Annotated in this window: 10 protein-coding genes; 5 read left to right on the top strand and 5 right to left on the bottom strand. The window is 40.8% G+C overall.

Features of this window, described 5'->3' with window-relative positions; all coding sequences use genetic code 11:
- Window positions 1-165 precede the first annotated feature (165 nt).
- Window positions 166-525: a VOC family protein gene (locus V7K27_RS32370; protein WP_334952747.1), complete on the top strand. Its 360-nt coding sequence runs from the start codon at window positions 166-168 to the stop codon at window positions 523-525.
- Here V7K27_RS32370 and V7K27_RS32365 read toward each other — a convergent pair.
- On the bottom strand, window positions 516-641 hold the full coding sequence (locus V7K27_RS32365; RefSeq protein ID WP_334952745.1) for a hypothetical protein: 126 nt from the start codon (window positions 639-641) through the stop codon (window positions 516-518). The genes V7K27_RS32370 and V7K27_RS32365 overlap by 10 nt on opposite strands.
- On the opposite strand from V7K27_RS32365, the gene V7K27_RS32360 reads away from it, so the two are divergent.
- Window positions 631-1,947, top strand: coding sequence for a recombinase family protein (locus tag V7K27_RS32360; protein ID WP_334952744.1), 1,317 nt, complete (start codon window positions 631-633; stop codon window positions 1,945-1,947). The genes V7K27_RS32365 and V7K27_RS32360 overlap by 11 nt on opposite strands.
- Before the next feature lie 185 nt (window positions 1,948-2,132).
- Here the strand turns inward: V7K27_RS32360 and V7K27_RS32355 are convergent, their stop codons facing one another.
- The gene (locus V7K27_RS32355) at window positions 2,133-3,296 is read right to left on the bottom strand and encodes a hypothetical protein (RefSeq protein WP_334952743.1); all 1,164 of its coding nucleotides are present in this window, start codon (window positions 3,294-3,296) and stop codon (window positions 2,133-2,135) included.
- Window positions 3,297-4,067: 771 nt separating this feature from the next.
- Here V7K27_RS32355 and V7K27_RS32350 point away from each other — a divergent pair.
- The gene (locus V7K27_RS32350; RefSeq protein WP_334952742.1) at window positions 4,068-5,687 is read left to right on the top strand and encodes an ArnT family glycosyltransferase; all 1,620 of its coding nucleotides are present in this window, start codon (window positions 4,068-4,070) and stop codon (window positions 5,685-5,687) included.
- A gap of 1,550 nt (window positions 5,688-7,237) precedes the next feature.
- Window positions 7,238-8,128, top strand: coding sequence for a nitrogenase iron protein (nifH, locus tag V7K27_RS32345; protein ID WP_292801290.1), 891 nt, complete (start codon window positions 7,238-7,240; stop codon window positions 8,126-8,128).
- 140 nt (window positions 8,129-8,268) lie between these two features.
- On the opposite strand, the gene V7K27_RS32340 is transcribed toward nifH, so the two are convergent.
- The 3 genes from V7K27_RS32340 to V7K27_RS32330 all read right to left on the bottom strand — a co-directional run bounded on the left by V7K27_RS32340 (window position 8,269) and on the right by V7K27_RS32330 (window position 11,230).
- On the bottom strand, window positions 8,269-8,889 hold the full coding sequence (locus V7K27_RS32340) for a 2OG-Fe(II) oxygenase (RefSeq protein ID WP_334952741.1): 621 nt from the start codon (window positions 8,887-8,889) through the stop codon (window positions 8,269-8,271).
- Between the two features lie 238 nt (window positions 8,890-9,127).
- Window positions 9,128-9,769 carry a hypothetical protein gene (locus V7K27_RS32335; protein WP_334952740.1) on the bottom strand — a complete coding sequence of 214 codons (642 nt, stop codon included), beginning with the start codon at window positions 9,767-9,769 and terminating at the stop codon, window positions 9,128-9,130.
- Window positions 9,770-9,823: 54 nt separating this feature from the next.
- Window positions 9,824-11,230: a M48 family metallopeptidase gene (locus tag V7K27_RS32330; RefSeq protein WP_334952739.1), complete on the bottom strand. Its 1,407-nt coding sequence runs from the start codon at window positions 11,228-11,230 to the stop codon at window positions 9,824-9,826.
- Between the two features lie 356 nt (window positions 11,231-11,586).
- Here V7K27_RS32330 and V7K27_RS32325 point away from each other — a divergent pair, with 356 nt between their 5' ends.
- Window positions 11,587-12,771: an NAD(P)H-quinone oxidoreductase subunit H gene (locus V7K27_RS32325; protein ID WP_334952738.1), complete on the top strand. Its 1,185-nt coding sequence runs from the start codon at window positions 11,587-11,589 to the stop codon at window positions 12,769-12,771.
- Window positions 12,772-12,881 lie beyond the last annotated feature (110 nt).

Here is a 12,881-nt window from a genome sequence, read left to right as displayed (position 1 = left end):
CCCTCATCTCCCTCATCTCCCTCATCTCCCTCATCTCCCTCATCTCCCTCATCTCCCTCATCTCCCTCATCTCCCTCATCTCCCTCATCTCCCTCTACTCCCCACTCCCCTTAAAGATTCAAACTACGTCAAAATTTAAATAAACGCGATCGCATCTTACCGACAATGCAAATTACCCAAAGTCTCCATACAGCAATTCTTGTGACTGACTTAGAACGCTCCGAACACTTTTATGGCAAAGTATTGGGATTAGCCAAAATAGATCGTTCTCTAAACTACGCTGGTGCATGGTATCAAGTCGGCGACTATCAAATTCACTTAATAGTTGCACCTACCGTCCCCACCGAAAACCAAAACGAAAAATGGGGACGCAATCCTCACATTGCTTTCTCCGTTGCTGACCTAGACGCAGCCAAACAGCAATTCCTCAATCATAATTATCCCATTCAAGCCAGCGCTTCCGGTCGCGCTGCTCTGTTTATTCAAGATCCTGATGGGAATATTATCGAGTTGAGTCAGCAGTGAGGGGGAGTGGGGAGTGGGGAGTGGGGAGTGGGGGAAGCACAGGAAGCAGGGGGAGAAGAACCAATGCCCAATGACAAATGACAAATGACTAATGACAAATGACTAATGAAAATCATTGCTTACTCTTATACCGATCCGCTACTAGAATCTTCTCCCGATCAAGCGGATTGGGGATGGGAGGTGGATGGAGTCTATGAAGATTTGGGCAAGCGAGAGTCCTTCGGACACGCTACGCGATCGCAATTACAACAATTACTCACAGATTGCCAAACTGAACCAGCAGATTATCTGTTGATTCGTCGGTTGGAAGAATTAGGGGATACTGTAGAGGAAATTAGCGATCGCTTACATCAACTCGAAGCAATGGGAGTAGCGATAATTGCTACTGAACAGCCCTACACTTCCGAAAATTACCCTTTGGGCGCTGACTTGCTGAATTTGCTACACGCAATCCAACGTCAGCAACGTAGTCGTCGCATCCGTCAAGGACACGCCCGTAATCGTCTTGATGTTGCACCGCCACCCGGCAAAGTTCCCTACGGCTATCGCAGAGGTAAAGGAAAATATACCATTGACCGCAGTACTTCACCAGTAGTCAAAGATTTTTTTGAAGACTTTTTACTCTATGGTTCTCTGCGGGGTTCAGTTCGTTACTTGGCGAAAAAATACGGCAAAAAAATCTCTGTAACCACAGGAAGACGCTGGCTAACTAATCCAGTTTATCGCGGTAATACAGCTTACCAAAATGGTGAAATTATCTCCAATACCCATATTCCGATAATTTCTAAGGAAGAAGCAGCTCAAGTTGACCGACTTTTACGCCGTAACAGCCGTTTACCATCCCGAACTGCTAGTGCTAGGCGTTCTTTAGCTGGGTTGGTTGTCTGTGCTGAGTGTCAGTCACATCTAACAGTTACTCGTGTCACCCAACGCAACCAAGATAAGGAGTATCTTTATTTACGTTCTACTAGCTGTCCCCAACGCCCCAAGTGTAAGGCTATTCTCTACCAAGAGGTTTTAGAACATACAATTGAAACCGTTTGCCGTGACTTACCCTTAGCTGTAGCAGGGATGAATTTTCCTCAGTTGGATGCAGTCAAGAATAGTTTAGGGCAAGCGATCGCACGTCAGCAAGAAATACTTGCTCAGTTACCCGCTTTAATTGAAACTGGAATTTTAGATGTTGAAACAGCAAAGTTAAGGGCTTACAAACTCCGCACAGAAATTTCTGCACTCGAAGCAAAGTTGGCGACACTTCCCCCAGTTAACTTGCGTTCTGTTGCTCAAGCTGTTTCTATACCACAATTTTGGTTAGATTTGTCGGAAACAGAGCGACGATTTTATTTTCGAGAATTTATCAAGCAAATTGAGATTACTCTTCAGAATAAAGAATTAAAACTCCGAGTTATTTTTATTTTTTAAGATTCTCGTTAAGAGTCTCCGACTGGGAATGCCCCTCATTAAGGCTCCGCCTACCTTACTCGCGGCAGAGCCGCAATGAGCAGCATTTCCAGCCTCTGGCTGGAAACGACGATTTTAAAAGGGTTTTAGCTTAAGTTGACACAAATGAGCAATGTTCTTTACAACAGATGTGATTCAAATAAACGCTATTTCTGAGACGGTTGATCTTTAGTATAAGCAGCAGGTTTTGGCCCTGCATTCCGCACATTGATAAATTTATTGAGGATATCAAACCAAAAAGGCGCACCCATAGCAATAGCTAAACCACTGATTATCCAACCGCAAATTAATCTAAAAGCCTGCCAACTTCTGATAAATAAGACGTTTCCAGTATTCGGCTCAAACTGTTGATTGATGTTTTGCCATCCAATAGGTACAGAAGCATTTCCTAAAACTTTCTCGATTTCCCTTCTCGCCTCTGGATCTTTGATGAAATCGGTTCGTTGACTTGCACTTTGAGTAATGGCAGAGCGAATAACCGAATCCTGCGACAATCTATTAACGAGGTGAAATGTATCAGTATTAGTTAATATGGCAATTGATATTCCAATTAGAATAGCAACTCCTTTGGCATTGCGCTTATAAACACCACTGGCTCGATCCATAGAGCGATCAAACCATGTTTCGACCTCATTTTTAAACTGATTCATTTCTTCTGTGAGGTCGCCAATCTTTATCCTACTGCGTTCAGCAAGCACACGAAGACTATTAATTAAACTATCAGGTACATCATTAGGTAACTCTTGGTTAACAAAATCTCTAAAATTCTGGTTAACATCTCCATAAATTGTTTGAATCGTTTTGTATGCTTCACTATTTGGATCATTAATACCTGCTTGAAGTTCTTTGTAAGATGCTAATATCATGTGCAAATTTGTTTTAGCTTCATCACTAGGATGTTTCACATAATTAATTAACTGGGGGATTTTTAAGGTATCTAATAAAGTAATCGCAAATGTTTCAGAAGGAAGATAGGAAGGTGCGCTTTGTTTTTCTCCTAGTGCTTTTTTATTACTGCTTTTAGTATTTTCCCGAAACTGCTTTTCTATTTTCTCCTTCGCTTGTTGATTCAAGGTATTAATCAAAGGATCGTTATAAAGTATCTGTACTAAATTTCTTGCCTTAGTAATATCTGATGCTTCAGTTTCGCTACCACCTGCTAAAAGTAATTCAATTGAATTTTTTAAATGTTTAGCTCTCCATTGTAAAAATGTGGCAATCAATTCCTGAATTTCCGAAGCTAGCAGGCTCAAAATCAAGTAAATAAAAACTAAGCCAACAGTAATATCGACGATTACAGGTAAGTTCATTGACAAGCTCCCATAATTTTATAGCTGCTTATTTTTGGAAAAAAGGCTTTGACAAGTAGGTAGACGTAATTAAACATAAGATCAAACCTCACCCTCAATCCCTCTCCTTACTAAGGAGAGGGAAGCTGGAGGCAGGGTGAGGTTTGATATTTAATTTGAACCACTTACTTAAAATTGTATAACACAGATGTTTAACTACAAGTAATCGCTTAATTAAATTTAAAATGCTAAAATTTGCTCATTGTCTAGCCAGCTACATTGCTTAAAATTTTGTATTTAGTCCTCTTAAGAGGACTTTAGCTATTAGCCTCGGAATTTATTCTCAGGCGGGATGGTAACAAAGCAGAAGATTTAAAAGATGTTGGTAATTACTATCTAAAAAAATTACAAATAATTCCTTTAAGTGTTCAGCCCGTCATTGAAACTCTGTAGCAATTATTTCCTACTTTTCGGAATTTAGCTAGTTTGCAACTAGGTAGATAAAAATTAAACTAAGCGTGACATTAAAAATAAAATACAAGTTCATTTACGGACGAATCAGCAGGTAATAAATAATTTATTGCCGGTATTATTTTTATCATCTATCCGCATAAATGTTCTTTAAATAACTAAGATAAATTTTTCAAAAAATAGCGCTAATTAGAGAAAGTTGAGTTAATCTTGGAAACTAGCAATTGTTAAGAATATACGTTGCTACTGGGTGGCAACATTGGAGATTCGCTAGATATCTCTATGTAATCAAACCAGCAAGTAAAATGATTACCAGAGAATATGCAAGAAGGAAGCTTTATTTGGAGTCATCTGGAAAAACAGCATCGCACGGTTGGCAAATGGATTGATTGGGTATGGCTAATAGTGTTGCTGTTGGCAGCAGTGTTACTGTTTAGCATCAATCTGGGAGGATTGCCCCTGCGAGATTGGGATGAAGGGACTGTGGCACAGGTTGCTCGTGAAATTTGGCACGCACCAGCCGGTTCAATGCGTTGGCTTTACCCAACACTGGGAGGCGAACCATATCATGACAAGCCGCCTTTGATGCATTTGCTAATTGCTTGGGCTTATTCTCTAGGAGGTGAAAATGAGTGGACAACACGCCTACCTGGAGCAATTTTAACCGCGACATCTGTACCTTTACTGTATTGCATTGCTCGTGAGATATTTCGCCAGCGTTGGGCCGCTATTTATAGCGCCTTAATTTACCTAACAATGCTACCTGTGGTGCGTCATGGGCGGTTAGCAATGTTAGATGGGGCGATGGTAAGTTTCTTGATGGTGATGATGTTGTGTGTGTTGCGATCGCGCCGAGATTTACGTTATTGTCTTGGTGTTGGCGTTAGTTTTGGGTTGATTTGCCTAACTCAAGGACTGCTAGGTGTATTATTAGGTGCGATCGCGATCGTATTTCTATTTTGGGATACGCCACGACTGCTCACCTGTTACTATCTGTGGATAGCAATCTTAATTGGTATTCTCCCCGTAGCTGGTTGGTATGGTGCCCAACTAATTCACTATGGTTACACTTTCGCCCAAATTAGCCTTGCAAACCCATCAGCAAGTCGAATTGGCTCTATTGTAGAGGGGAATTCTCAACCACCTTGGTACTATGTGATTGAACTTCTCAAATACACATGGCCGTGGTTATTATTCTTACCGCAAACTGTCCGCTTAACCTGGGACAATCGCAATCTTAGCTGGGCAAAACTAATACTGGCGTGGAGTGGTGTTTATCTGCTGGTAATTTCCTTGATGATTACCAAAGTTCCCTGGTATTTATTCCCCATTTACCCTAGTTTAGCCTTAGCTTTTGGTATCCAGTTATCAGAGACGGAAAATTCGCCTTTACTGTCATCTTATCCCCGTGCTTGGGTGGCTGGTTTGGCGATACTTGCGATAGTCGCTTCTGCTGGTAGCATTTATTTCAGTTGGGGTACAACACCAAAAACAGACTTACAACTGATTTTTGCCGCAGTAGCTTTAACTATGACCTTAGCAGCTATTTTGGCAGAACGAGGCGACGGGCAATTTCTGAAGATTTTGTTTTGGGGAAGTTATATTTCGCTGTTGCTGTTAATGAAATCTAACTACTGGGTTTGGGAATTATCGGAAGCTTATCCAGTTAAACCAGTCGCCGCCATGATTGTGCGGGCAAATCCAGCGACGAGGAAGATTTACACATCTTTTCCCTATCATCGTCCCTCGTTGGATTATTATAGCGATCGCACCATCATTCCCGCTTCTGTTGGTGAACTGCAATATTATTGGCACTACAACGGCCAACCCTACTTTCTGCTTCATACATCTGCTTTCAACAATCTTCAACTAGAGTCAATGAAGCTAGTTGACCAAGCTGAAGGCTGGAAGTTAGTTACAAAAGATACTAATCGATTGTAAATGTGGGGCATAGGGCAATTCAATTTTGGATTTTGGATTTTAGATTTTGGATTAAATTTCAATTCTTTAATCCAAAATCTAAAATCTAAAATTCTTACTCCCTCATCTTCCTCATCTCCCCCTGCCTCCCATTACCTCGTTCCCAGTCTCCGACTGGGAATGCCTATTTTGAGGCTCCGCCTCTAATTACCTCTAATTATTTTAAAAAATTTTTGAGTGCAAAAATTAGAAATTATGTTTTCGTTGTAAAACATTAGTTTTAAATACTTTTATAAAATACCCAAAAGTATCTAACTGCACATATTGACTATGATAAATAATTTCCCTAACTGGCAACCTGTGAGCGCCTAACTTATGACTATTAAAGATTCTAAGGATAATCTTCTGGCAAGGAAATAAATAATTAGAGATTCGGCAAATAAATTAGTGAGATGTATGTTATGGTTTTTATAGGAATCAAAAAAGTAAAAGCACAAAAAGACTTCAAGACAACTTTGAGGCAAGCTCAAGAAAGTTTTTTTGCTCTGGTAAGTCCACTTCAATTAGCTACATCTGTTTGTCACGAAAATCTAAAACTAGATTGAGTAGGATAGTAGCCTCCGTAACAACTTGAAGTCAATCAAAATTTATCTGGGTATGAGCCAATAAGAGTTGGCTAACCTAGTAAGAGCATTACCCGCTAAAGGCAATTACTCTTGGAGTCTGGGAAGAAAGACTCTTAGTACAGCCTGACAAATCCATAGAAATCCAGAATATTTACTAACTTAGTATAAGCGGGAGCAAATATTTTCAACCGCGAACTAAGTTGAAGCAGTTGCTGACTTTTGGAACGAAAACTCCAAGCAGAATGGTGTCGTTCCACAATTTTCAGGAATTTAACCATACTGTTAAAAGTCACCAAGATACTAGTCTAAGCCAGAGTGTTAGGGATTGCCCGTGCAGACATTATACAGCAGATTTCAAGTTGGTGAAGTACAGAAGCTAAGTCTCAAACCAAGGTATAAAGCCTATTTTACTTCTGAATTCTGACTCCTGAATTCTGAATTCTGCTGTATATAGTACTGCACCTGTAGCTACCACTTTTAGGCTGGAATTTATCCTGCTGCATCAATCACGAAACGAGAAGCGCTATAGAAGTTCTTGGCGACTTGACATCTGCAAAATCAGAAAAGTTGTAGCGACCATTTAGAGTGGATTGCAATTTAGTTGGTTGTGTGGTTCAGGGAACAAATCTGCGTTCATTTGAATTCCTGCTGCAACCACTCTTCAGGCTTGAGCAACCATTTGGGATTCTGTTACAACAACTGACAATGCTGAAGTCAAAGTTTTAAAGGCTTCGTTATTAGGAGATAGAGATTTATCTATCCCTTAAGCAATCGCTTTGTGGGTAAATATATTCTGATTTTAACTGTTTTTGCCAGGATGCGATGTCTAGCAACAAGTTGCTATATATTTACGCCAACAGGCTCTACTTCCCAACAGCATCAAGAGTAAATATTTCACATCAAGCTTCAGATTCATCAACTAAATCATTGTAGGAAAACACAACCATGACTGACCCAAAGATTAGACAAATAGCTTTCTATGGTAAAGGCGGTATTGGTAAATCTACCACTTCTCAAAACACCCTAGCAGCAATGGCTGAAATGGGTCAGCGCATTCTGATTGTTGGTTGCGACCCGAAAGCTGACTCTACCCGTTTGATGCTACACAGTAAAGCTCAAACAAGCGTTCTTCAATTGGCTGCTGAACGCGGCGCTGTAGAAGATATCGAACTCGAAGAAGTAATGCTCACCGGTTTCCGGGATGTACGTTGTGTGGAATCTGGCGGTCCTGAACCCGGTGTAGGTTGCGCCGGTCGTGGTATTATCACCGCTATCAACTTCTTAGAAGAAAACGGTGCTTATAAAGATGTTGATTTTGTAAGTTACGACGTTTTGGGTGACGTTGTGTGCGGTGGTTTCGCTATGCCTATCCGTGAAGGTAAAGCACAAGAAATCTACATCGTTACCTCTGGTGAAATGATGGCGATGTATGCAGCTAACAACATCGCTCGTGGTGTTCTCAAATATGCTCACACTGGCGGTGTGCGCTTGGGTGGTTTGATTTGTAACAGCCGTAACGTTGACCGGGAAATCGACTTAATCGAAACCCTGGCAAAACGGTTAAACACCCAAATGATTCACTACGTACCTCGTGACAACATTGTACAACACGCAGAATTGCGCCGCATGACTGTTAACGAGTACGCACCTGACAGCAATCAAAGTAACGAATATCGGACATTGGCTACAAAAATCATCGACAACAGGAACCTCACTATCCCCACCCCCATTGAGATGGAAGAGTTAGAAGAGTTGTTGATTGAATTCGGTATTCTCGAAAGCGAGGAAAATGCTGCAATGCTGATTGGCAAAACTGCTACTGAAGCACCAGTCTAAACTATTGCTAAATAAATAATGGTCTGGGGTGGGCTGCTTGCTCACCCTTTCCCTGTACGTCTTTTAAATCGTCGTTTTAGCGATATTAATTTTCCGTTGACAGAACGTTTACAAGTCTTATCTGCTCAAAAATTAGTAAGCTATGAGGCATACTTTCTCTTTTTGGTTGTAGACTGAGAGCTTCTTGACTCCACGGTAAACTCTGGAATTTCCTGGAGTTCAGAATCACTCAAACTATACTGTTCACAAACTAAACTTAAGCGATTTCCTGGGGTTTTCACAGCCTTAACCGAATGGGTTAAATCACCTTGAAAATAAAGTAAGGTATTGATTTGGGGTTTAATTTGCCCAAGTTGGCGTTTGTGCGATCGCAATACCAGTTCTCCCCCTTCCATATCTACTGGTACTCGCACATAAAGGACACTGACAACCGCAGGCGGTTCAATGGTTTTGGAGTAGGAACGTAAGGAGCGATCAATATGCGGATCGACACGGGAGCCTTCCTTTAGCTGTAAAGGATTGAGGTAAAAAGCATTACAATTTGGCTGGAGAGCCAAATCGAGGTAAGGCTTGAAGTACGGAAACTGCTGTTCTACTTTTGCTAATCCAGAACGTTGAAATACTACGGAGAATCCTTTAGTGGCGACAAAATCGCGGTTGAGGTTGTTGATAGCAAAGTAAGGACAAGCTTGGATTTCTCCCCACAAGTTGTTTAGGTAATCGTTGGGGAAGGCGTTGGTTTGTTGTTGATAGTGTTTCACAATGGATGTGGGGAGCGTACAGAACTAATACCGTTTCACTTTAATAATGATACAAATACGTTGCTAGTGGCACAGCAATGCTCATTGGTGTCAACTTAAGCCCAAACTCATTTAAAATCTCGTTTCCAGCTTCTTGCTGGAAATGCAGATCCTGGCAAGTTACGGAGGCGGAGCCTCAATGAGGGGCATTCCCAGTCGGAGACTGGGAACGAGATAACGAGATAAAGCATCTGTAGTGCTATTTTTTACGTTTCTTGTGGTAAATCATCGAATTTGGTATCCGTTTTAATTTTTTCTCCATATTTAAATGGTCATTTAAAATAAAAATGAATACATTACCGAGAAATTCGTTTTCCTGTAACAAGCTGTTCACAAGTTTAGAGTGATCGGGTTTCTCAATACCTTCTAAAAAGGTAACTTCCCGCTTCACAGCTAGAACGTAAAGTGGTTTTTCAGGAAAATATTGCAATTTTTTTTGAACTAAGTAAACAGTTATTATATGCGGGCGATCAGAAAACTGCTGATGAAGCTTATTTACCTCTATATCTGAGACGTTATGAGATTCAAATTTATCATTTTCTCTCACACGGGAACGCTCTTGCTGCGCTTTTAAAATTAATTCAGTATAATTTTCGGCACGTTCTTGATAAGATTTTGCCTGATTAATTTTTCCTTGTTCTTGAAGAAAAGAGCAAATTATCTGACAACCTTCTATGACTATACTTGAATCTTTATCTATTGCCCTCTCAATGTATTTTATTCCAGTTTCATCCTGTTTGTTTAATAATATTTGCCCTAGTAAATAAGGCTCTTCAGTACTTACTATGCTAAATTCCTTTGATAAAACCCTAAAACCCTTATATATCAACATAATTAACATTATTTACTAACATTTTAGGGTTTTAGCAATAATTTTGGCTTTTAACCTTATTTTTTAAGCCAAATTTTGATGTTTAACTAATAATTTGGCATAACAGGTACTGAAGAACCGTAAATAATTAGCTGAGGCATGGTGAGCATCACGATGAATAATTTCTTGTAATAGTGGCATAACCGATTCTTCACCTTCTAACTCCAATGTCAAAAATGCTCGTTGACTAGCTTCTTCTAAGGTTAGCTCTTGTTTTTGCGATTTGTGATTTAAATCTTTTAACGTAGCTATTGATTTTTGAAACTCAGCATATTTTTGTCGCCAAGGTGTTGCTATTTCTTCTCGCCAAGCTTGACTAAAATGTTCGATAAGTTTTTCTAACCTATCTCCCAAAAATTCTTGGGCGGCACTAATTTTAATTGGTGCAAATATAGCTAATTCTTGCTGAGGTTTGAGGATGTATCCCAATGCTTTTAGTCTATCTTTCAGGCAAGGATGAGTATCAGCATTATTAGTTTTTTTTGTTAAAGCTTCCATTAAATAACTACTTGTTATTTCCTGATGAAGTCTCTGACTTAAAGCCTGTTGCATAGCTATATAAGTCATTTTTGGTGGTTCGATTTCTGTCTCAACTTGTTTATAGATGCTAGACCAAAAATATCTTTCTAGAAATCTAGCTTTGACTTCCCCATTTATCAAAGCTTCAGCAGCATTTTGTTCTCCGGTTAGCTCAACAGCACATCTATCTGCTTCATATTCATCCATCCGTGCCAACACAAAAGAATAGGCATTAAAAAACGGGCTGTACCATGTCAAAAACCGCTCAAAAATTAACGATGAGACTTCATTTCCACCTTGTCGTAGTCCTTTAACAATGCGATACCAAGTTTGACGTTGGTGATAAATCCAACCACTAAAACGGCTGTGATTTCCTGATAAATGTCCTAGTTCATGGGTTAAGACGGCACGAAATTGTTCGGGTGGCAGTGCTAGCATTAGCGGTAGACCGACAATTAAGTAATTTTGCTGCCATCCCAGCAAACCTAAGCGTGGTCTTTGGACAACCCCTGCATTAAAATCGTTGGTTAGTAAGATGTGGTGAAACTGTGGCGCTTGCAGTTTCGATGAGATTTCGTTAATTAAAGAATAGAGATTGGGTACATCCTGGGGTTGCAGTGCTAAACCTGTAGGTGGGGGAAAAGAAACCCAAAGCGATCGCACTAACACCAATGCGAACGCCAGCAAAAACACTATAGCTTTCACAGATGAAGCATGAATTGACTGAGCATCAAGCATCAAAAAGACAATACCTGCCAACAAAGTCAATGTTACAGCTAGAACCAAAAATATATATGCGTAGCCTAAAGTAGCCAAAAAAGCAACGTGCAATTTATAAAGATGCGGTTGTTTATTCGCAAAAGCTTCTAACTTCTGAATTAGCGTATCAAAACGCTCTTGATTGAAAGTCATAGATATGTATTAGCGTCATAAACCTGTAATATAATTGACACAATATATTTATGGCTTGCGTAAAAACTCGTAAGTCAATAGTCATTATTGAGAAGATGCGTCTTCTTTGGTAATTAGTGATTAAATTATTCGACCTGTCCCCTGATGCCAGAACCATGAGATAAAAAAATTCGATGCCTTAATTAAGTGCATATCAAGCTTCCATATAATAGTTGAAGAAGTGCAACAAAATGAAACATCAAATCAAATCCCTCTTCCCACAACCTTACTTTGGCTTGAGAAACAAGATAAATTGGGTCTAGTTGGCATCTGCGCGGTAGAATTCAATATTTTCACGAACGGAGAACACAAAATCTATGACCAGACTAGAAACCCGCACTGAACCAATGCTGCTAAACATGGGGCCACAACACCCCTCAATGCACGGGGTTCTGCGGCTAATTGTCACCCTGGATGGCGAGGATGTGGTTGACTGTGAACCGGTTATCGGCTACCTGCACCGGGGAATGGAAAAAATCGCCGAGAACCGCACTAATGTTATGTACGTTCCCTACGTCAGTCGCTGGGACTACGCTGCGGGAATGTTCAACGAAGCCGTCACTGTCAACGCCCCAGAAAAGCTTGCAGGTGTCGCTGTCCCCAAACGCGCTAGCTACATCCGCGTTATCATGCTGGAGTTGAACCGCATCGCTAACCATTTATTGTGGTTTGGCCCTTTCCTGGCTGACGTGGGCGCTCAAACTCCCTTTTTCTACCAGTTCCGGGAACGGGAGATGATTTATGATTTGTGGGAAGCCGCTACAGGTTATCGGATGGTGAATAACAATTACTTCCGCGTTGGTGGGGTAGCAGCCGATTTGCCCTATGGTTGGGTAGATAAGTGTCTGGAATTCTGCGACTACTTCGTACCCAAAGTTGATGAGTACGAACGCTTAGTAACCGATAACCCCATCTTCCGGCGACGTATTGAGGGTATTGGTACTATCACCCGTGAAGAAGCAATTAACTGGGGACTTTCTGGCCCAATGTTACGCGCATCTGGCGTGCAATGGGATTTGCGGAAAGTTGACCATTACGAATGCTATGACGATTTCGACTGGGATGTGCAGTGGGAAACTGCTGGTGATTGCTTTGCGCGTTATGTGGTGCGGATGCGGGAAATGCGCGAATCTGTGAAGATTCTTCGCCAAGCAATTAAAGGACTTCCGGGCGGACCCTACGAAAATCTGGAAGCTAAACGTTTAGCCGCAGGTAAAAAATCAGAGTGGGACGCATTTGATTATCAATTCATCGGCAAAAAAGTTTCCCCTACATTCAAGATTCCCAAGGGTGAAATCTACTCTCGTGTAGAAAGTGGCAAAGGTGAATTGGGAATTTATTTGGTTGGCGATGATAATGTTTTCCCCTTACGCTGGAAGATTCGCGCGGCGGATTTCAACAACCTTCAAATTCTCCCACATTTACTACGCGGGATGAAGGTTGCAGATGTTGTGGTCATCCTCGGCAGTATTGACATCATCATGGGGTCTGTGGATAGGTAGATAAGGGATTTCCAAGAAATAAATTATCCCAATAAACGAACCACAGAGACACAGAGAACGCAGAGAGAGGAGAAATAGAGAGGGTTTTTGCGTCAGTTTTGGGATATTTT

The organism is Nostoc sp., from assembly GCF_036919575.1.
In the GTDB taxonomy this organism is placed as follows: domain Bacteria; phylum Cyanobacteriota; class Cyanobacteriia; order Cyanobacteriales; family Nostocaceae; genus Nostoc.
This window is presented reverse-complemented; position numbering and strand designations above follow the sequence as displayed.

Coding starts and splice junctions, on each gene's coding strand:
- V7K27_RS32360 (WP_334952744.1), top strand. CDS start 631: ATGAAAATCATTGCTTACTCTTATACCGATCCGCTACTAGAATCTTCT.
- V7K27_RS32370 (WP_334952747.1), top strand. CDS start 166: ATGCAAATTACCCAAAGTCTCCATACAGCAATTCTTGTGACTGACTTA.
- V7K27_RS32350 (WP_334952742.1), top strand. CDS start 4,068: ATGCAAGAAGGAAGCTTTATTTGGAGTCATCTGGAAAAACAGCATCGC.
- V7K27_RS32330 (WP_334952739.1), bottom strand. CDS start 11,230: ATGACTTTCAATCAAGAGCGTTTTGATACGCTAATTCAGAAGTTAGAA.
- V7K27_RS32335 (WP_334952740.1), bottom strand. CDS start 9,769: ATGTTAATTATGTTGATATATAAGGGTTTTAGGGTTTTATCAAAGGAA.
- V7K27_RS32355 (WP_334952743.1), bottom strand. CDS start 3,296: ATGAACTTACCTGTAATCGTCGATATTACTGTTGGCTTAGTTTTTATT.
- nifH (WP_292801290.1), top strand. CDS start 7,238: ATGACTGACCCAAAGATTAGACAAATAGCTTTCTATGGTAAAGGCGGT.
- V7K27_RS32325 (WP_334952738.1), top strand. CDS start 11,587: ATGACCAGACTAGAAACCCGCACTGAACCAATGCTGCTAAACATGGGG.
- V7K27_RS32365 (WP_334952745.1), bottom strand. CDS start 641: ATGATTTTCATTAGTCATTTGTCATTAGTCATTTGTCATTTGTCATTG.